The sequence below is a fragment of the bacterium genome (assembly GCA_035419245.1).
Taxonomy (GTDB): domain Bacteria; phylum Zhuqueibacterota; class Zhuqueibacteria; order Residuimicrobiales; family Residuimicrobiaceae; genus JAKPUX01.
Map to the genome: position 1 here is coordinate 125,634 of DAOLSP010000005.1, position 20,332 is coordinate 145,965.

A 20,332-nucleotide genomic window follows, 5' to 3' on the forward strand; every position below is an offset into this window, starting at 1 on the left:
ACCTGCCTTTCCTAACAACTAATCATATTTGGCAGTTTCAAGTATTTGTACGATTCGCTGCAAAAATCGGCCGGCATAGAGTCCGTCGATGAGCCGGTGGTCATAAGTCAGGCTGAGATACATCATCGAGCGAATGGCGATGGCTTCGTTGATGACCACAGGACGTTTTTTGATCGCCCCGGTGCCGAGGATGGCCACCTGCGGCTGATTGATAATCGGCGTGCCCCAAAGGTTGCCGAAGGTGCCAATGTTGGTGATCGAAAAAGTTCCACCCTGCACCTCATCCGGTTTAAGCTGGCGACTCCGGGCCCGGTTTGCCAGGTCAGACACCGCGCGGGCGATGCCCGAGAGATTGAGCCGGTCGGCATGACGGATGACCGGGACGATGAGCTTGTCCTCGAGGCCGACGGCGATACCGATATGGATCGATTTCTTCAAAAAAATCCTTTCCTGGTCCATCGACGCGTTGATGAAGGGAAACTCCTTGAGGGCTCTAGCTGCGGCATCGATGAAAAAGGCGGTGTAGGTCAACGGAACGCTCTCCCGCTCTTCAAAGGCGACTTTGACGCGCTCGCGATATTGCACCAGCGGGGTAACATCCACCTCGGCGACGGAGGTGACATGGGCGGAGGTGTGTTTGCTGACGATCATGTGTTCGGCGATACGCTTGCGCACATGGTCCATGGGGATGATCTCCTGATCGCCCTCGGGGAGCCCGACAGCGGCGGCGGGTTTGGATACGGGCGCTGCGGGCATCCCGGCCGCTGGGCGGGGCGCAGGTGAGATCGGCAGCGGCGCAGGCGCCGCTGCAGCCGGGGCCGGGGCACCGCCGCGTCGAGCGAGATAGTCCAGGATGTCCTGTTTGGTGATCCGCTGGTTTTCGCCGCGTCCCTGAATCCGCTCCACTTCGGAGACGGTGAGGCCCTGTTCGCGGGCGATCTTTTTCACGACCGGAGAGAGAAAGCGTCGGACACCGGAATTGGTCCAGCCGGCATTCCCGTTGGCAGCGGGCAGCGGAGGTACTGCGGAGGTCCCGGCGTCAGGCATCGCAGCGGGCGCAATTGCTGCGGCCGTCTGCTGCGGTGCAGCTATGCCGGCGATAGCTGTCGGCACAACGCCTACGGATTCGGCTTCATCCATCGAGATGCGCGCGATTGGGACGTTGACCGCTACGGTTTTGCCTTCTTCGGCGAGAATCTCGACGAGGAGGCCGCTGGCGGGCGCGGGGATTTCCGAATCGACCTTGTCGGTGCTGATCTCCAGGATCATCTCATCCTTTTGCACCCATTCGCCGGGCCGTTTGCGCCATTTGACGATGGTGCCTTCGACGATGCTCTCCCCCATCTGGGGCATGACCATCTCTATTTTCATGTCTGGTCCTTTCGCTCGAGCCTGCTTCAGCTGATATCATAAGACAGGGCGCGGTCCATTTCCAGTTGGTTGTTGATCTCTTCCAGCTGGATTTCGAGAGCGCGTTTATGCTGCATCTCCTGGGCGGCGAGCCGGTTGAACATCTCTTCCTCGGTCGGGGTACGGGCGCACTGCCGGGCGCTGATATAGAAGGTATAGGCCTCTTCCTCGCGATGAATGGCGGTCAGGAGGATCTCCCGCATCGAATTGAGTTTTTCCTTTTCAACTTCGGTCATGATGATTCTCCTCGCAGTTAAAAGCGCACCACATCGTGCACCGCCCGGGCGATCTTGGCGGCGTTCGGTCGCCAGTACTCCTCCATCACCGGCGCGTAGGGGGTCGGGGTATCGAGACCTGCGACGCGTTTGATGGGGGCGTCCAGTTCCTCGAAGGCGTACTCCGAGATCAGGGCGGCGATCTCGCCCCCGATTCCGCCGGTGAGGTTGGCTTCATGAACGATGACGACCCGGTTGGTGCGCCTGACGCTCTCGAGGATCGCCTCGATGTCCAGGGGTTGCAGGGAGCGCAGATCGAGGATGGTCACCTCGATTCCTTCAGCGGCCAGTCCATCAGCGGCTTCAAGAGCAGCATGAAGCATGGCTCCGTAGGTGATGATCACTGCTGCACTTCCCTGGCGAACGGTTCTCGCTTCTCCGAGCGGGACCAGGACCTCCGTGGCGGGGTCGATCTCCTCCTTGATGCGCCGGTACAGGAACTTGTTCTCGAAATAGAGGACAGGATTATCGTCGCGCACTGCACTCTTCAACAGTCCTTTGGCATCATACGCGGTGGCCGGCGCCACGACCTTGAGGCCGGGCTGGTGGACAAACCAGGCTTCAGGATTTTTGGAATGAAAGGCGCCGCCATGAATGCCGCCGCCGGAGGGGGCGCGCACGACCATCGGCACCGCGGTACCGTAGCGGTAGTGCAGGGTTGCAGCGTTGGTGACCAGTTGGCTGAAGCCGGAGGTGATAAAGTCGGCGAACTGCATTTCGGCAATCGGGCGCATGCCGGCGAGGGCGGCACCCACGGCCACCCCGATGATCGCTGCCTCTGAGATCGGCGTATCCATCACCCGTTCTTCACCAAACGTATCGATCAACCCTTTAGTGACCTTGAAGGCACCGCCGTAAATACCGATATCTTCGCCGAGCAGGAAAACGCGGGGATCGCGCTGCATCTCTTCGCGCAGGGCATCGGTGATGGCTTGCAAATAGGTGATTTCGGCCATGGGGATTTTCTCCAGTTATTCGGCGTAGAGGCCTTCTGCGGCCCAGTGGGCCTCGGGCAAGGGGCTGTCGAGCGCGCTTTGGGTGGCTTTTTCGATCTCCTGTCCGAGTTGCTCATGAATGGCGGCGAGCGCAGGGGCATCGAGCACCCCCTCCTTGATCAGGAGGTGTTCCAGCCGGGCGATGGGATCCTTCTTTTCGTACTCCCTCATCTGCTTCTTGTCGACATAAAAGGCATCGTCGTGGGCGGAGTGGCCCACCATGCGGAAGCTCAGACACTCGATGAGACTGGGCCCCTTGCCGGCGCGAGCGCGTTCGACTGCGGCCTTGACGGTGGCATAGACCTGCAGGGCGTCGGTGCCGTCGATATGAAATCCCGGAATGCCGTAACCGATGGCGCGGTCGGAAAGATGTTTAGCGGAGAAGCCCTTATGGGTCGGCGTTGAATAGGCGTACTGATTGTTTTCGATGATCAGGACAAAGGGTGCCTTTTGCACCGCCGCAAAATTGAGCCCTTCGTGAAAATCGCCGATATTGGAGCCGCCCTCGCCGATAAAATTGAGAGTGACGACGGCCTTACCCTGCATGCGCATGCCGATGGCCGTGCCAACAGCGACCGGGATCATATGACCGAGATGGCTGACATTTCCGACGATATTGAGGCGGGTGTCGCTGCAATGGATGCCGCTATCCTTGCCTTTTGAGAGGCTGTTGCCCCGGCCTAGGTACTGCAGCAGGATATTAAGGACACTTTGCCCCTTGGCCAGATGAGCGCCGAGATCACGGTGAATGGGAAAGAGCCAGTCCTCCGGCTCAAGGGCCAATCCGGCTCCGACCGTGGTGCCCTCGACACCGCGGCCCGTATAAACACCACCGACAATGCGCCCCTGTCGGTACAGAGTGATGATGCGTTCTTCCGTAAGCCGCGTCTTGAGCATCAAAGTGTAAAGCTTTACTTTAATATCGTTGGTTATATTCACATCATTTGATGACATAGGGAATTCCTTCCTTCAATAAGCGACCAGGGCTCGTACAGAATGAATGATCCCTTCCAACTGCGGCAACACGGCCTCCTCAAGGCCGCTGGCGTACGGAATGGGCGAATCGAGAGCTGCGAGACGTCGCACCGGCGCATCGAGATGCTCAAAGGCGGCATCTGCAACGCGGGCAGCGATTTCGGCCCCAAAGCCGGCCGTCAGGGTATCCTCATGGAGGACAAGGAGGCGGCCGGTCCTGGCGAGCGATGCGATGATCGCCTCAAGGTCGAGAGGCAGAATGGTGCGCAGATCGAGGATTTCCAGTTCGATTCCTTCCCTTGCCAGTCGCTCAGCGGCCTTCAGCGCCTTGTGAACCAGCATTCCCCAGGTGACAATGGTGGCGTGACGGCCCTCCCGAAGCTTTTTGGCGACGCCAAAGGGAAGGCAATAGTCTGAATCCGGTTCGGGAGCGATCGCATAACTTTGGCGGTAAAGCCCCTTATGCTCCAGAAAAAGGACCGGATCTTCGCAGCGGATGGCCTCCTTGAGCAGCCCTTTGGCGTCCGCGGCATTGCTGGGGTAGCAAATACAGAGGCCAGGAAGGTGCGCGAAAAACCCCTCGATGTTCTGGCTGTGGCACAAGCCGCCGTGAATGTAGCCGCCCACAGGGACGCGGATAACGACAGAGCACGCAAATTGGCCGGCCGAACGCCAGCGCAGGGTTGCCACCTCATTGCGAAGCTGCATCATGGCAGTCCAGATGTAATCGCCGAACTGGATCTCGACCACCGGCTTGAAGCCACGCACCGCCAGGCCGATCGCGGTTCCGATTATGCTCGACTCCGCGAGCGGGGAATTGAAGACACGATCCGGACCAAAGCGGCTGGAAAGTCCCTTAGTAACCGTGAAAACGCCGCCCTTGGGATCGGCGACATCCTGACCATAGATCAGCATCGCGGGATTGGCCTCCAGCGCTTCGGCCAGGGCGTGATTGAGAGCGTCCACCATCACAACCGGAGCGCCGACGCCGGCCGGTTCCGGCGCTATGACGGTCTCAATACGCGAGGAGGCATATAGGTGTTCAAGCACGTGGGCTGGATCGGGGTCGGCCGCTGCTTCTGCGGCAGCGGCTGCCTCCTCCACCGCGTCCCGAACCTCGGCGAGCAGGGCGTCCAGCTGCTCTTCGGAAGCGATGCTGCGCTCGATCAACAGTTTGGCCAGTCTGAGGATCGGATCTGCGGCTGCCGAGGCGGCGAGCTCCCTCTGATCACGGTACTTGCGCTGATCATCAGAGGAGGAATGGGAGAAGAGGCGGATGGTGCGTGCGACGATCAAACTCGGCCCTTTGCCGCGGCGGGCGAGTTCGGCGCAGTGAGCGACGGTTTCAGCCACCTTGAGGAGATCGAGTCCGTCGACTAGATGACGGTGCATGCTCTTGTAGCCCAGGGCCATTTCATAGACCGATGTTCCGGCCGCCTGCACGGAGCTCGGCACGGAGATGGCAAAGGCATTATCTTCGATGAAAAAGAGCACCGGCAATTTATCGCGCGTCGCCCAGTTGATGGCCTCGTAAAAGTCGCCCTGACTGGTCGTCCCCTCACCGGAGGAGACGTAGACCAGCTCATCGGTGCCGCTCTTTTTACAGCCCATAGCCACGCCGACCGCCTGGAGAAACTGGGTGCCGGTCGGACTAGATTGGGAGACGATGCGCAGCCGCTTGTGCCCGTAATGTTGGGGCATTTGCCGGCCCGCAGAAGAGGGATCTTCCGCCTTGGCGAGAAAGTTAAGCAGGATTTCTTTGGGGGTTGTTCCCCAGGAGAGCATGAAGGCGAGGTCGCGGTAGTAAGGAAACGCCCAATCCACCCCGGGTCTGAGAACAAGGCCCGCACCGATCTGGGCGGCCTCATGTCCGGCCGCGCCGATGTGAAAAAAGCTTTTACTCTGCCGCAGCAGGATGAGCATCTTTTCATCCAGCATACGGCTGGTGAGCATCAAGCGATAGCTTTTTAAAAGATCCGTGCTGGAAAAAGTCCTGCCATGGCTCACGGTAGGGCATCCCTGCAGCAGTCGTGGACACGCCGCAGGGCCTATCCCCAGGCGCGCGCAACTGCCGTCTCAGTTAGATATGAATTGCATGGCCATAGGCGTCTTCCGCCGCTTCCTTGATAATTTCGGAGATAGTGGGATGAGCATGCATGGTATGCATGATCTCATCGGCCGTCGTTTCAAGGGTCTTGCCCAGATTCAGTTCGGCGAGGAGTTCGGTGGCCTCGGCGCCGACCAGGTGGGCACCGATGAGCTCGCCGTATCGGGCGTCAAAGATCAGCTTCGCGAAACCTTCGGTTTCTCCCATAGCCATCGATTTACCGTTGGCGCGGATAGGAAAACGGCCGATCTTGATGTCGAGGCCCTGCTCGCGCGCTTTTTCTTCGGTCAGGCCGACACTGGCCACCTGGGGCTGACAGTAGGTGCAGCCGGGGATGTTCTCATAATCGACCGGGGTAACCGGATGGCCGGCAATGCCTTCCGCAGCGGCGATGCCCTCCGCCGAGGCGACATGGGCCAGCCAGGGCGGTCCGATCACGTCACCGATGGCGTAGATACCGTTGACATGGGTGCGATAGTTCTTCTTATCGACGACAATATGGCCGCGGTCGATCTTGACGCCAAGGGCTTCGAGGCCGAGATTCTCAACGTTACCCTGTACGCCGATGGCGACCAGGGCTTTTTCGCCCTCGAGGATCTGGTTGCCGGCGCCGCCGCTGGTGTGGATGCGAACGCTGGCTCCCCCCTTTTCGACTTGTTCCACCCGGGTCCCGGTGAGGATCGTAATGCCCATCTTTTTAAAGGCTTTGGCGACGACTTCCACCGCTTCCGCATCCTCGATGGGCAGGATATGCGGGAGCATCTCCACCAGGGTCACCTTGGTTCCCAGCGTGGCGAAGAAATAGGCAAACTCGACACCGATCGCTCCAGCGCCGATGATGATCAGACTCGTGGGCAGTTTGTCAAGGACCATGGCCTCGCGGCTGCTGATGATCTGCTCGCCGTCGAAGGTCACCCCTGGAATGGCACGCGCACGTGCGCCGGTGGCGATAATCATGTCTTTGGTCTCGATGGTCTGCTCGCTCTGGTCTGCAGCCGTCACCTTGATTTTGCCGGGGGCCGTGATCAGGGCGGTGCCAGCGAGCACAGCAATCTTGTTCTTGCGGAAGAGAAATTCGATTCCCTTGGAAAGACGCGATGCTACACTCCGACTGTGTTTGATAACTCGGGAAAAGTCGACCTCAGGGTCGGCGGCCAGGATGCCAAAATCGGCTGCATGCCGGATATGGTTCAGCAAGGTGGCACTATGGAGTAGGGCTTTGGTCGGAATGCAGCCCCAATTGAGGCAGATGCCGCCCAGTTCGGCTTTTTCGACGACCGCGGTCTTCAAGCCCAGTTGGGCGGCGCGGATAGCGGCGACATAGCCACCCGGGCCGGAACCGATTACCACCAGATCAAATTTTTCCATCAGAGACAACCTTTTCTTACTAGGGTTGAGATGCGAAATGGTTCAAGCTTGCATGGCTCGGGCCAGCCCAGCACCGAAATCATAGCATTGTTGCAGTTCTTCTGGGCCCGGCACCAAGGTGGCTTTAAGGCCGGGCTGGATCACCTTGAATTTAAGGCTGGTGAGGCGCTGATCGAGAAAGGAGACCGCCTCGCCGCTCCAGCCCATGGAACCGAAGCTGGCGCCGATTTTGCCTTTGAGATCGAGCGTAACCAGGCTGTTGAGCAGATCCCAGACCGGCTTGACCGCGTCACCGTTCACGGTGGGGCTCCCGACGGCAAGGGCATCGGCCGCTTCGATGCGATCCAGATGTGCTGCCAGGTCAATTTCCATGGCATCATAGACCTTGACGCTGACTCCTGCATCCTTGGCGCCGCGGGCGATCTCAGCCGCCATCCTCTCGGTATTGCCATACGCGCTGGCATAGTAGATCAGCAACTGGCGCGGCTCATTCACAGGCAGCGGTTCAGACCATTTCTCATAGGCGGCAAGGTATTTTGACAGATCCTGGCGCAGGATGGGTCCATGGCTGGGAGCGATCATGGTGAACTGGAGCTCGTTGATTTTATTCAGGCTGTTACGCACCATCTTTTTAAAGGGCCGCATAATGGTGCCGAAGTAGTGCGCAAAGTCACTCCAGCTGTCGCGGGTAATCTCGTCATTGAAGAGGTGGCTGTCGCAAAAATGGGCTCCGAAGAGATCGCAGGTAAAGAGAATCTCTGCTTCAGGCTGCAGCGTGATCATGGTGTCGGGCCAATGGATGAAGGGGGCGGGGAAAAACTGCAATTGTTTGCCGCCGAGGTCAATGGTCTCGCCGTTTTCGACCGTACGGATGCGAACCGGCCGATTGAGGACATTCTGGACGTATCGGGCGGCCGGTTTCGAGCAGATCACCTCGGCTTGAGGAGCCTTGTCGAGAAGGGCGGCCAGGCTGCCGGAGTGGTCCATCTCGTTATGCTGGATCACAATATAGGCTATCTCTGAATAATCGGTCAGTTCGGCGATATGTTCGAGATAGGGCTGGGAGAACTTGTCCTTGACCGTATCGATGATCGCTACCTTTTCCCCCTTGATCAAATAACTGTTGTAGGTGGTGCCGTTCTTGGTCTGCATGATAATGTCAAAGATACGCAGATCGGGATGAAGAGCGCCGATCCAGTAGATATCCGGCTTTATCAATACAGGCTTCATATCCTATCCTCCCAAATTCTTTAGCTCAATAACTCCACAAAGGCAGAAAATATTTCAAGGCCGATCAAGCCCGCTCGATTTTGATTTTGTATCCTTCAAGTCTGATCTCCTCGACCCTGCAGCTGCCGGCATCCACATCGTTGACACCGATGACATCGGAGTGATGAAAGCAGGTGGTGAGCGCCTCTTCCGGTGAACGGGCGACCCGGAGATTCCAGCAAGGATTGTGGCCGAGGTGATAGACCAGATAGAGTTTCAATTCATCCATTTTGTGGCTCCTGATCACGTTTGTTTTTTGAACGTTTCCGATAGTCGTCGATCGCTGCCTTGAGGGCATCTTCGGCAAGGACACTACAATGCATCTTGATTTTCGGCAAGCCGCCGAGGGCCTTGGCTACCGCCTTATTGGAGATCTGCAGGGCTTCGTCGAGACTTTTGCCCTTGACCAGTTCGGTGACCATGGAACTGGTGGCAATCGCGGCGCCGCAGCCAAAGGTCTTGAATTTGGCATCGGTGATATGACCATTCTCGATGCGCAGAGTGAGTTTCATGACGTCACCACAGGCCGGATTGCCGACGATGCCGACGCCGTCGGCGTCTTCAATCATCCCGACATTGCGAGGGTGTTCGTAATGATCCATCACCGCTTCGGTATATTCATCCCAGGCATCCATTCAGATTCCTCAATGGTTGTGATGATCGTGCGCACCCCAGGCGAAATTTTCGATGTCGATGCCCTCCTTGGCCATATCATAGAGGGGCGACATTTCACGGAGGCGCCTGACGTGGGTTTCGAGCAAATCGAGTAAAATCTCTATATGTTCGCGGGTATTGCTGCGGCCGAGGCCGAAACGGATGGAGCAGTGCGCCAGGGTCTCTGGGACATTCAGCGCCCGCAGGACATAGGAGGACTGCAGGGAGGTCGAGGTGCAGGCGGAACCGGACGAAAGGGCGATCCCGCGGCAGGCCAGCATCAAGGACTCGCCTTCGACGAACGAGAAGCTGTAGTTCAGGTTGTTGGGCAGACGCTGAGTGGGATGGCCGTTGAGCACGACTCGATCGATGCGGCTTTCGATGCCTTTACGGAGCATCTCGCGCAATTCTATCAGCCGGGCGCTCTCGGCGGTCATATCGCGTCGAGCCATCAGAGCGGCGCGGCCTAGGCCGACGATGCCGGGGACGTTGAGGGTACCGGAGCGCATGCCGGACTCGTGTCCGCCGCCATGGAAGAGGGGTTGGAGCCGAATCCCCTTGCGGATATAGAGGGCACCCACTCCTTTGGGGCCATAGATCTTGTGACCGGAGATCGACAGCAGATCGATCTGGTCGCGGACCACCTGGATATCGATCTTGCCAAGCGCTTGAACCGCGTCTGTATGAAAAAGGATGCCGCGAGAGCGTGCGATAGCGCCGATGGCGGCCAGCGGCTGGGTGGTGCCGATCTCGCTGTTGGCCGCCTGGATGGAGATGAGGAAAGTATCCGACCGGATCAGCTGCTCCAGTGCGGCCAGATCGACGACGCCGTAGCGGTCGACGGGCGCTAGAGAGACATCAAATCCCTGTTCCTGTAAAAATTGAGCGGTATCGAGTATGGCCTTGTGTTCAATGGCCAGGGTTATGATATGGCCGGAGCGTTCCGGTCGCTGCAGTGCCAGGCCCTTGAGGACGAGGTTGTCCGATTCGGTGGCGCCGCTGGTGAAGATGATCTCGTCGCTGCGTTCGGCAGAGATCATCGCCGCGACCTCTTCCCGAGCGTTTTCAACGGCCGCGCGGGCGCGGCGGCCGAAATCATGGGTACTGCTCGAGGGATTGCCGAATTCCGTGGTGAGATACGGCATCATCGCCTCAAGGACCTCCGGCTCGAGGGGGGTGGTAGCGTGATGGTCCATATAGATAGGTTTCATAACACTCCTCACAAAGATCCTGCAGCGGATTGGCCCGCTCTCCAGGGGCTTGCTGCCGCCTAAAAATAGCAAATTAAACCGTGTTAATCAAGAACCGAATCTTATGCAACCTGAAATAAGGCCGCCAGCCGAAAAAAAACCGCCTCCGATCGGCAAGGATCGCAAGGCGGTTCTGATGGATGCAACTCCGTAGCGTCCAGAGGAGAGCCGCGTCCTCACCAGGTGGAATTCACATTTTTGGCAGAAGCCACTTCGCGATAGATCGCTTCTTCCGCATTTTGTGCCAGGGGCTGTTCGAGATTCAGCGGCTCGCAAAACGATGATTCGAGCAGGACGATGTGCTGTTCCTCTTCGAGGGCGAGGTCGCGGAAGAGCTGGCGCATATCACTTTCGTACATTCGGCGCGAAACCGTCACGAAAAAGTTGCGGATCTCGCTCTCATTTTTCTTGGCGTTGCGGATGACCTCGTTCGGATCGTCGCTGCAGGGGATCAGGGTGCCCAGCTTGTGTTTCTTGCCAAGATTGAGATAGAGGATCTTCTTGCCGCAGATGGCACTGTATTTACGAATGAGCTGTACGCGGTGGCTCTCTTCTTTTGCGGCCAGGCCCAGAAGAATGGCGATAGCGTCGTCGTTTTTAATCAAGGCTGCCGCTCTCTCGTAATACATCTTTATATCCATCTCGCACTGAATCGCCATTTTCAGAGCGTCCACAGCGCTCAATGTTCCGATCTTGTTCATATAATACCAACCTCCTTCCGGGCATGGCGCATTCCGCCATGCCTGATATCACATTGTATCATCAATATGGAGCCGAATTGCCATTTCTTTTTAAAATAGATATAATGTACAAAATAAAATTAAAATATCAAACAAATTCGGTACAATTTTTGATAGTACGCACGTTCACAATGCTCCCTCCCACACCGGACGAAAATACCCGTCTGCTCTTCTTTCTCTAACGAATCTGCCGGCCCGGGGTTCCATTTCCCGCCGTACCCAAACAAAAATCCTTCGTCCCGGCTGGGACGAAGGATCGATGGAATACAATATTCTGGATGCGGCAGCGGCTAATAGGCTTCCTCCTTTCGGTTCAGATAAATCGCGGGATTGAAGCGCGGATCGTTGTACATTTTGTACTGGCGGTAGACCTTGTGGCGTTTGCGCACCTGGCGCAATTCGAGGAAGAGTTTGTCCAGAGCTACCGCCAGATCCTGGCGCTGTTCGCGCAATACATTGCCGCGGATCTCGCACAGCTCCTTGAGATCAGGCGAGAGATCTTCGCGCTGTGCCTGTTCATCCATGTGAAAGATTTTAAGGGAGAGAATGGAGAGCCGGTCGATCATGCTGCCGGGGGTTTCGGAATTGAGTTCCACATCCCCGCCCGGATTGATTCCGGCCGCGTTGAGAACGTTGTCGATCCAGAGGTCAATGGTTTCGATGCCGTCGTTGCGCTGCTGGTTATGCAGGTCGATGGCGCGTTTGGCAGCAGCGATGGCCTTGTCAGCGACGTCCGTCCGCCGCGCTTCGTCTTCCTGGTGCCAGAGCCAGTAGTTGTGATAGTGAAGGGCCTGGGTCATCCCCTTGGGAGAAAGGCGGTCATCCGGCGGAATGGGGCCGGTCTCATGCCAGAGTTGGGTGAGGTCCTCAAACCATTCGATCAGGCTCATTCCTGAGAACGGTGCGAAGATATCAGTCAAGGATGCCACATGGACTCCTGGGTTCTGCGTCCAGCATTTAATCGATTTCATCGGTCAGGGTAGCCGCTGGGTCCGGACGGCAGCGGCGCCTTCCCGATACACTCTCTGGGCTTAATGTACTATCAAAGGTTTGAAAACGCAAGCGAAATTGTGCAAAATGGTGGCCTGCTCCTTTTCAACGCCAGACCTGTTTGCAGACGCGGAGGAAATTACCCCCGAGGATCTTCTCGACCTCCACACGATTATAGCCGTGTTTGAGCAGTTCCACCGTAAGGTTGGACAGATCGGCGGTGGAACGCAAACCGGCGGGCAGCGAATCGCTGACGCCGTCGAAATCAGAGCCCAGCGCTACATAGTCGATGCCGACCAGATGAACGATGTAATCAATATGAGCGATCACGGTGGCAATGGTCGCTGGTCTTCCGGAAGCGGCGATGAAGGGGGGATAAAAGATCACGCCGATCACCCCGCCCCCGGCGGCAATAGCCCGGATCTGGTCATCGCTGAGATTGCGTTTGTGAGCGCGCAGTCCGGCGGTCCCGGTATGGCTGTCGATAATGGGATTGCGGGTGGTAGCCAGGATATCCTCGATGGTTTTGGGACCGGCATGGGCCACGTCAATCAATATCCCCAGGGAATCGCAAGCCCGGACGACCCTACGGCCGAAATCAGAGAGCCCCACCGTATATTTGTTAAGGTCATCGCAAGAAGCGGCCCAACGGGTGCTGTTATTCCAGGTGAAGGTGAAAATCCGCATCCCGCGGTGATAAAGGTCATACAGTTTGTTGAGATCATCCTCGATCACATGACCACCCTCGACGCCGATGATATAGTCGACGGCCTGGGTGGCTGCACCGATCTCCTCAGCGCGGAGCACAGGCTGCAAACCCCCGGCAGTCATGGAGACTTCACTTTCGAGCCGGTCGAACATGTCGAGGGCGACATTGAAAGGATGGGTGGGGTATGCATCGGGATCGACCCAGACGGCCAGCACCTGCAGATCGATGCCTCCCTCTCGCATCCGCGGAAGATCGGTTTGCCACCAGCTGTGACGGTCAACAAGGTGGTAGGAGGCGTCGCCGATCATGCGTTCGAGAATATCATTATGGAGGTCGGCTACCAGAGTGTGATCGTGAATGTGCTCGAGTGTCCGCGGTATGTACTCGCTGCCGCTCAGTCCCGTCTCCAGGGTATCGGGGCAGTAGCCGAAGCTGCTGAAGGTAAGGCGATAGATCCCGCTCTTCGCGATTTCGGCCATCTCGCCGGCGGATTGCACTTCCCCCCCGCCCGCGGCAAAGGAACCCAGCCCGCCCCCACCGCCGCCGTCCAGTTGCACCATCTTGCCGCGCAGAGTCTGATTTTCGAAGTGTAGGAGGTAAAAGTAGAGGCCGGCCGCACCACGCGCGGACCATGGGATGCGGTGCGCGCCGGCGTCGAGAGACGCGGTGCGCGCGTCCACCAGCCGCCCGAGCGCGTCGTAGACCTCCAGCCGGACTGTACCGCTCCGCGGCAGAGAGAAGGAAATCGTGGTGGAGGGGTTGAACGGGTTGGGATAGTTGGCGTGGAGCTGCGCCTGCCGGGGCAGATGGGAGACGTCATTTTGCTCGATGCTCGTGATCAGCAGGCTCCAAGTCCCATCAGCGCCGGTGCGTACACTGTCGATGGTGCCACTCTCCAGGGGCTCGAGCGTGACCAGGGCCTTGGCCAGAGGGGTGCCATCCTTGCGGTCGGTGATCTTGCCGCTGATGGTCTGCGCCGTCAAGGGTGCAGTCAGGCCGAGAAGAATTACTAGCAGGGTGCGCGATGACATGGGCAGCTCTCTCTTATGGTCAGAGTCAGGGCGATGCAAGCCTTTTATCCACAGTTTGGATGCTCCAATATACAACTTTTTAACCGTTATGCAAAGGATGCATCGCTCGCAGAGAATTCAAATTGTATTTTATCTTAATTTTGTTTATGTTTTGCCTCAAACACGAGCCGCATCTTATATTGCCCGGGACCGATTCTTGGAAACCCTATTACTGGAAAAGCTCTTCCGGAAGTGCTATTCTGAAATTCCGGACCGCATCAACCCTCTCAAGGGGGACGGTTCCGAGCGGCGCATCTATCGCATGCAGAACGTCTATCGTTCGGTCATCGGCGTCGCCGGCGACAATCGTCCCGAGAATGAGGCTTTTTGTTCTTTCAGTGCCCACTTCGCCCGTTTTCATCTTCCGGTGCCGGCGATTTACGCCCTGGAGTTGGAGAACGGGATCTACCTGGAGCAGGATCTGGGATTTTTTACTCTTTTTGAATGGATGCAGCCGATCCGCGAGCGCGAGGGATTCAGTCCTGCCATTGTCGCCATGTATCAGAAAGTGCTCTCCTGGCTGCCGCACTTTCAGATCACCGCAGGCCGCACGCTCGATTACAGCTATTGTTACCAGCACGCCCGGTTCGGCCGTGAATCGATGCTGTGGGATCTCCGCTACTTTCAGCATCGGTTCCTCGTCAACTTTTACCGTCAGCCGCTGGATTCCCAGGCCCTGGGCCGGGATTTTGTACGCCTAGCTGATCATCTGCTTGAAGAGCCCACGGATTATTTTCTCTACCGAGATTTTCAGTCGCGCAATGTCATGATCCTGGACAATGAGCCCCATTTCATCGACTATCAATCCGGCCGCCGAGGGGCCCTGGAGTACGATGTCGCCTCCCTCCTCTTCGATGCCAAGGCCAACATCCCGCAGCCCGTTCGGGAGGCGCTGCTTGACCATTATCTTGGCGTGTTGCGCGAGGTCGAGCCGGTAGATGAGGAGCGGTTCCGGCGCTATTTTTACAGTTTTGTGCTCGTGCGCGTCCTGCAGGCTTTAGGGGCGTACGGCTATCTGGCCTCAGTCAAGGGGAAGAAGAACTTTTTAAAATCGGTGCCCTTTGCCCTGGCCAATATTGAAATCCTGCTGGAAAAGGCGGAGATTCTGGAAGAGCTGCCCATACTGCAGCGAATCCTCCTCGACCTCGTTGCCGAGCCGGCGCTGCGGCAATTCTGACCTCTTGGATGGACGGCCCATGGCTAAAAGGTTGACGATCACGATTTACAGCTTCGGTTACCATGTATCCGGGATTCCACCTGATCCCGGCGGTCACGGCGGCGGATTCGTTTTCGATTGCCGGGGTCTCCCCAATCCTGGTCGTCATCCGGATTTTATGTGTTTGACCGGCGAAGACGCCGAAGTGCAGCGCTATCTGGAGGCGCAGCCGGACGTGGGCCGTTTTATCGACCATGCTGCGGCTCTGATTGAGATCAGCGCCGCCAGCTATACGGCGCGGGGATTCGAGCGGCTGATGGTCAGCTTTGGCTGCACCGGCGGCCAGCATCGTTCAGTTTTCTGCGCCATAGGCGTCGCGGCGCGTTTGCGAGCGGCGGGGTATCACGTACAAGTCATCCATCTGGATAAACCGGATTTTTCATGAACGCGATGATTCTGGCGGCGGGCTTCGGCACACGTCTGCATCCCCTCACCCAAAATCGGCCCAAGGCCCTAGTCCCGCTGGCGGATCACCCCCTGCTCGAGATCAGCCTGCGGCGGCTGATGGCGGCCGGTTTTGACCGGATCGCGGTCAACGCGCATCATTTTGCCGAGCAGGTGCGCGAATGGCTCGCCGGGCACCCCTATCCCGGCGCGCAGATCTATCTCGAAGAGGAGAGTGAAATCCTCGGCACCGGCGGCGGCATTGCAGGGATGATTCCGCTGCTCGGCAGCGATCAGCCCATCCTGGTCCATAACGTCGATGTCCTCTCCACCCTCCCGCTGCGATCGTTTTACGACGCGCATCGCCGTCTCGAGCCGGAGGCGACCCTGGCGATCCAGCAGCGGAAGACCGAACGGTACTTGGTATTCGATGATCAGGCGCGACTCTGCGGCCGGGCCAGTGCGGAGCGGCATAATCAGGAGCTGATCTGCACCCCCCGCGGCCAACTCCACTATTTCGCTTTCAATGGCATCCAGGTCATCGAGCCCCGGCTCTTCCTGAACGCTCCTACCCACGCCTTCTCCAGCATCGATCACTATCTGGAGGCTGCGGCGGCAGGGGCGCGCATCATCGGTCTGAGGATGGATGAATGGTATTGGCGCGATCTGGGCCGGCCCGCCGATCTTGAAGCGGCAGCCGAAGATATTACCGGGGGTCTGGTATCGGTTGACTAAGGCAGGGTTCAGGCGTCAGGCTCAACGGCTTCCCAGGCCGATTCGATCTGACGCCGCAAGGCTTCTTTTTTCTCCGCGGGCAGAAACGCCCCTTCCACGCCATTCAGGACAATCTTACGCAGCTCCGCAGTCGTCAAATCAAAACTCTTTTGTGCGAGACGGTACTCATCGGTAAGGGTCACCTGAAAGACCTCGGGGTCGTCGGTATGCAGAGCGACCAGGAGCCCCTGGCGCAGAAAACAGGGGAAGGGATGCTGTGCAATTCCGGGGACCACGTTGAGTCGCAGATTGCTGCTGAGGCACTGGGTGAGAGGGATCTTTTCTGCCCGAAGGCGTTCGACCAGCGCCGGGTCCTCCATGGCGCGGGTGCCATGGTCGATCCGTTCCGCCTGGAGCAAGTCAAGGGCATCACGAACGCTCTCCGGGCCGCGCGCCTCGCCGGCATGGACCGTGCGGTGCAAGCATGCCTCGGTCGCGATGGCGAAGGTCCGAATAAATCCTGACTGCGGGAAGAGCGATTCATCCCCCGAAAGGCCGACGCCGGCGATCAGGGGATGGTCGAGGCGGGCCACCTGTTCCACCAGCGCCGCGGTTTTTTCGTCTCCATGGGAGCGCTGCAAATTGACGATCATGCGGGCCTGGATCTGCGGTGCGACTTGCCGCGTACAGAGATCGATCAGATCCACCGTCTCGGCCAAGTCAAAACCGAGGTCGAGATACTTCTGCAAGGCGCAATCAAACTCGACATAAAGAACGTTCTGATTGATCAGGGTCTGCAGCAGCTCACGAACGATCCTCTGCAAATCACCCGGCTGCTGCAGATGGTTTGATACGGTTCGCATGGCGGTGACGAACTGGCTGAGGTCCTCGAAGCGGTAGAGGCGTTCGACCTCGGCACTGCTCTTCGGTACATACCGCGCTCGATTGCGCTGCATCAGGGCAATAGCGGTCGCCGGTTGGATGGATCCCTCAAGATGAACATGCAGCTCGATCTTCGGCATCCGCCAGATGTAATCATTCTCCTGTTCCACTTCTCTTCCTCTTCCCCGGGCAATCCCGCGGCAAATGGCTTCTCCTAGCAACTAATATAGAATAAAAGAGCTGAAATAGCCAGAATAAAGTTATAAAAACGTGACCTTTTCCACAATCAGGGAGACGGCGCCGAATTGTTCATCTACTTTGCCATAGAGCACAAAGGGTCGTTTGGCGGTCATGCGATGGGCGAACTGTTCGTAGGCCCTTGGGAAAAAGGTTGTTTCGTAGATAGCGGTCGTATCCTCAAAGCTGAGGAATTCCATCAATTCCCGGTTCTTTGTCGTCGCCAGTTTGGCGGTTATCAGCCAGCCGATGGTGGTCACCCGTTCGCCGACATACTTCTCCAGATCGCAGCCGCGCACGTGGCGAATGCACGCCATACGCGCCCGATAAAGCTCAAGCGGATGAGCCGAGAGCAGGAATCCGAGAATCTCCTCCTCCATGCGCAGCACATCACGGGCTGAATAGTGCGGGGGCTGCGGCAAATGCGCTGTCTCGAAGGGTTCATTCTCGAAGAGAGAGAGGGTTGCCTGAGGTTTTTCGGACCGGCGGATGGAAAACTGGCGGAGCTGCCAGAGCAGCTGCGGACGGCTTTTTCCCGCCTCGAGGCCATCAAAGCAGCCCGCCTTGATGAGCAGAGCGGCATCGGCTGGTGTAATGGCCGTCCGTTTGAGGAAATCGGCCAGGCTCTCGAAGGGGCCCCGGCGAGCGCGTTCGGCCAACAGAGCCTCCCTCCCCTCGCGTGTGAGCGACTTGAGCTGCATCAGCCCGACGCGCACCTGGCGCCCCTTTCCGGTATACACGGCGCTGCTCTGGTTGATATCCGGGGGCAGAATCTCCAATCCCATGCGTCGCGCTTCGGAGATATAAGCGAAAGTGGAGTAATAGCCGCCCTGATTGCTGATCACCGCTGCGATGAATTCCGCCGGATAGTGAGCGCGCAGCCAGGCGGACTGGAAGGAGACCAGCGCGAAGGAGGCCGAATGAGGTTTGCAAAAGCTGTATTCGGCAAAGCTTAAGATCATCGCCCAGATCTGGTCGCACACCTCCGGTGTGGCGCCGTGCCGGGCTGCCCCGGCATAGAACCGCTCCTGATATTCGGCCAGCTGCCGCTGCTTATGCTTCTTGCCGATCACCTTGCGCAGCCCGTCGGCCGCGGAGGCATCAAAATCGGCTAAGGCGATGGCGACCTTGGAGACATCCTCCTGGTAGACCATGATGCCATAGGTCTCCTTGAGCAACGACTCCAGCCGCGGATGGAGGGGCTGCCAGCAGCCGCCATTGAGGCGCCGGACGTATTCGTTGATGTAGATCGCAGCGGCCGGACGGATGATTGAGCTGTGGATGACCAGGTGTTCAAAATCGCCCTTGCCGGTCTTGCGTTGCAGCTGGCGCATGGCGGGCGATTCGACATAAAAGACGCCGATGGTATCGCCCCGCGCCAGCAAATCCTGTGTAGCCGGGTCCTCGAGGGGATTGATGCGGCGAAAATCGATCTCAAGACCATAATTTTCGCGGATGGCAGCGCGGGCGTCGCGGATGACCGCCAGCGAGCGGTTGCCGAGGATGTCCATTTTGACCAGCCCCATCTCTTCGGCCTGATCCTTCTCCCATTGCACAACCATCACGCGGCTGACATCATGCGGCAGGCCACGATCTCCCGCCTTCGCTGCGTCGGAGCGCTGGAGGATCTTTTTCGCCGGCTGCAGGGGGACATAGCGGTCAAGGCCGTCCGGAGCGATGACAACCCCGCCGCAGTGGACGGAGAGATGTCGGGGGAAGCCGCGGATGCGCTCGGCCAGCCTGAGGATCTCAGGCCATGGCGCCTGCAGTTCAGTGCCCCGAAAAACGGGATGGGTGTGGATCATGGTTTCGATGCTGCCGGGTTGCCAGTAGCTGGTCATCTTTTTGGTGACCGCCCCGATCTCGGCATCCGGAAGGCCATAGACTTTGGCGATCTCGCGCACCGCCGACCGAGCCTTGAAGCAGTTGTGATTGGCGATCATCGCCACACAGCTTTGCCCCCAAGTGCGAAAGAGGTAGTCGAGGATGTCATCGCGCTCATCCCAGGGAAAGTCGACATCAATATCGGGCGGATCGCTGCGGCCGGGGTTTAGGAAACGCTCGAAGAACAGATCGTAGCGAATGGGATCGACATGGGTGATGCCGAGGCAATAGCTGACCAGGCTGGAGGCTGCCGAACCCCGGCCGCAGGTGCGCGGCGCCTGGTGCACCGCGTCGGCGACCACCAGAAAATAGGGGGCGAATCCCTTGGTGTTGATCAGATCGAGCTCATAGTCCATCCGCTGCGCCACAGCCGGAGTGATCTCGCCATAGCGCCAGCGCGCCCCGGCCGTCACCTGCTCCCGCAGCCACGCCTGTGCCTCCTCGCCGTTGGGGCCGGTGAAGGCGGGAAAGATGAAGCGCCCGAAATCGAGATCGAAGGTGCACTGTCGGGCAATTTCACGGGTGTTTTCAAGGGCTTCCGGGGCGTCGGGGAACCGCACTTCCATTTCGCGGGGGGAGAGCAGCCGGGCGTGCGGTGAGGCGGCTTCTGCCGCGGGAATCCGTTCCAGGGTGGTGTTAAGATCGATGGCGCGCAGCAGCCGATGAACGGGGTAATCCGCGTCGTTGAGGAACCAGGCGGCGCAGCTTGCGGCGACCGGGATATGGTGCTGGCGGGCGAAGCGCAGGAGCGGCTCGCGACCGGCGTACGGAACCAACTCGGCATAAAGGTTCTCCCGGGCGCCGCCGGCGAGCAGGGTTTGCAGCAGGGGGACTTCAGGGATCAGGATGACGATATCGGGATCGGGCGGTCCGAGCAGCTGGTCAAGGCGGGCTCTCTCCTCGCAGTGGATCGCGGTGATCAGCCGGCAGAGGGTGTGATAGCCGTGCAGGTTTTTTGCCAGAACAATGGCATTGGCCCCTGAACTCTGGAGATGGGCGCCGACCAGCGGCTGCAGATGCTGCTGCCGGGCCTCGTCGAGAAAGAAGCCCAGGCCGTAGAGACCGTTGGTATCGGTCAGGGCCAGATGGGAAAATCCCAGCCGCACGGCCGCGGCGCAGATCTCGGGGATCGTGTTAGCGCCGCGGCAGAGCGAATAGTGGGAATGGAGATGCAGCGGGACATAGTCCATACGCAAAAAACGC

At 58.4% G+C, this 20,332-nt stretch carries 18 protein-coding genes; 3 read left to right on the forward strand and 15 right to left on the reverse strand.

The window, feature by feature from the left end; translation table 11 throughout:
- Positions 1 to 18: 18 nt before the first annotated feature.
- The 13 genes from PLH32_09295 to PLH32_09355 all read right to left on the reverse strand — a co-directional run bounded on the left by PLH32_09295 (position 19) and on the right by PLH32_09355 (position 13,773).
- Positions 19 to 1,371 carry a dihydrolipoamide acetyltransferase family protein gene (locus PLH32_09295; protein HQJ64789.1) on the reverse strand — a complete coding sequence of 451 codons (1,353 nt, stop codon included), beginning with the start codon at positions 1,369 to 1,371 and terminating at the stop codon, positions 19 to 21.
- A 26-nt stretch (positions 1,372 to 1,397) separates the two neighbouring features.
- On the reverse strand, positions 1,398 to 1,646 hold the full coding sequence (locus PLH32_09300; protein ID HQJ64790.1) for a ferritin family protein: 249 nt from the start codon (positions 1,644 to 1,646) through the stop codon (positions 1,398 to 1,400).
- A gap of 17 nt (positions 1,647 to 1,663) precedes the next feature.
- The gene (locus PLH32_09305; protein HQJ64791.1) at positions 1,664 to 2,641 is read right to left on the reverse strand and encodes an alpha-ketoacid dehydrogenase subunit beta; all 978 of its coding nucleotides are present in this window, start codon (positions 2,639 to 2,641) and stop codon (positions 1,664 to 1,666) included.
- A 15-nt stretch (positions 2,642 to 2,656) separates the two neighbouring features.
- Positions 2,657 to 3,634: a thiamine pyrophosphate-dependent dehydrogenase E1 component subunit alpha gene (locus PLH32_09310; protein ID HQJ64792.1), complete on the reverse strand. Its 978-nt coding sequence runs from the start codon at positions 3,632 to 3,634 to the stop codon at positions 2,657 to 2,659.
- Between the two features lie 15 nt (positions 3,635 to 3,649).
- Positions 3,650 to 5,662: a dehydrogenase E1 component subunit alpha/beta gene (locus tag PLH32_09315; GenBank protein HQJ64793.1), complete on the reverse strand. Its 2,013-nt coding sequence runs from the start codon at positions 5,660 to 5,662 to the stop codon at positions 3,650 to 3,652.
- Between the two features lie 73 nt (positions 5,663 to 5,735).
- Complete coding sequence (lpdA, locus tag PLH32_09320) at positions 5,736 to 7,130, reverse strand: dihydrolipoyl dehydrogenase (protein ID HQJ64794.1); 1,395 nt, start codon at positions 7,128 to 7,130, stop codon at positions 5,736 to 5,738.
- Between the two features lie 42 nt (positions 7,131 to 7,172).
- A complete protein-coding gene (locus tag PLH32_09325; protein HQJ64795.1) occupies positions 7,173 to 8,360 on the reverse strand; it encodes an FprA family A-type flavoprotein in 1,188 nt (395 codons plus the stop codon).
- Between the two features lie 64 nt (positions 8,361 to 8,424).
- On the reverse strand, positions 8,425 to 8,628 hold the full coding sequence (locus tag PLH32_09330) for a hypothetical protein (protein ID HQJ64796.1): 204 nt from the start codon (positions 8,626 to 8,628) through the stop codon (positions 8,425 to 8,427).
- Positions 8,621 to 9,034 carry a Fe-S cluster assembly scaffold protein NifU gene (gene nifU / locus PLH32_09335; protein ID HQJ64797.1) on the reverse strand — a complete coding sequence of 138 codons (414 nt, stop codon included), beginning with the start codon at positions 9,032 to 9,034 and terminating at the stop codon, positions 8,621 to 8,623. Before nifU ends, PLH32_09330 begins: the two co-directional genes overlap by 8 nt.
- A 9-nt stretch (positions 9,035 to 9,043) precedes the next feature.
- Positions 9,044 to 10,264: a cysteine desulfurase family protein gene (locus PLH32_09340; protein ID HQJ64798.1), complete on the reverse strand. Its 1,221-nt coding sequence runs from the start codon at positions 10,262 to 10,264 to the stop codon at positions 9,044 to 9,046.
- Positions 10,265 to 10,479: 215 nt separating this feature from the next.
- Entirely contained in the window at positions 10,480 to 11,004 is a 525-nt protein-coding gene (locus PLH32_09345; protein HQJ64799.1) for a ferritin family protein, read from the reverse strand.
- A 329-nt stretch (positions 11,005 to 11,333) separates the two neighbouring features.
- On the reverse strand, positions 11,334 to 11,972 hold the full coding sequence (locus tag PLH32_09350) for a DUF4254 domain-containing protein (GenBank protein ID HQJ64800.1): 639 nt from the start codon (positions 11,970 to 11,972) through the stop codon (positions 11,334 to 11,336).
- 166 nt (positions 11,973 to 12,138) lie between these two features.
- On the reverse strand, positions 12,139 to 13,773 hold the full coding sequence (locus PLH32_09355; protein ID HQJ64801.1) for a membrane dipeptidase: 1,635 nt from the start codon (positions 13,771 to 13,773) through the stop codon (positions 12,139 to 12,141).
- Between the two features lie 196 nt (positions 13,774 to 13,969).
- Here PLH32_09355 and PLH32_09360 point away from each other — a divergent pair, with 196 nt between their 5' ends.
- Genes PLH32_09360 through PLH32_09370 form a run of 3 tightly spaced genes read left to right on the forward strand, consistent with a single transcriptional unit; the run spans position 13,970 to position 16,147 of the window.
- Positions 13,970 to 14,989 carry a phosphotransferase gene (locus PLH32_09360; protein HQJ64802.1) on the forward strand — a complete coding sequence of 340 codons (1,020 nt, stop codon included), beginning with the start codon at positions 13,970 to 13,972 and terminating at the stop codon, positions 14,987 to 14,989.
- A 19-nt stretch (positions 14,990 to 15,008) separates the two neighbouring features.
- A complete protein-coding gene (locus PLH32_09365; protein ID HQJ64803.1) occupies positions 15,009 to 15,413 on the forward strand; it encodes an RNase adapter RapZ in 405 nt (134 codons plus the stop codon).
- The gene (locus PLH32_09370) at positions 15,410 to 16,147 is read left to right on the forward strand and encodes a sugar phosphate nucleotidyltransferase (GenBank protein HQJ64804.1); all 738 of its coding nucleotides are present in this window, start codon (positions 15,410 to 15,412) and stop codon (positions 16,145 to 16,147) included. Before PLH32_09365 ends, PLH32_09370 begins: the two co-directional genes overlap by 4 nt.
- A gap of 8 nt (positions 16,148 to 16,155) precedes the next feature.
- On the opposite strand, the gene add is transcribed toward PLH32_09370, so the two are convergent.
- Positions 16,156 to 17,178, reverse strand: a complete 1,023-nt coding sequence (gene add, locus PLH32_09375; protein ID HQJ64805.1) for an adenosine deaminase — start codon at positions 17,176 to 17,178, stop codon at positions 16,156 to 16,158.
- Between the two features lie 90 nt (positions 17,179 to 17,268).
- Positions 17,269 to 20,319 (reverse strand): DNA polymerase III subunit alpha, encoded by a 3,051-nt coding sequence (locus PLH32_09380; protein HQJ64806.1) that lies wholly within the window; start codon positions 20,317 to 20,319, stop codon positions 17,269 to 17,271.
- Between the last annotated feature and the right edge of the window lie 13 nt (positions 20,320 to 20,332).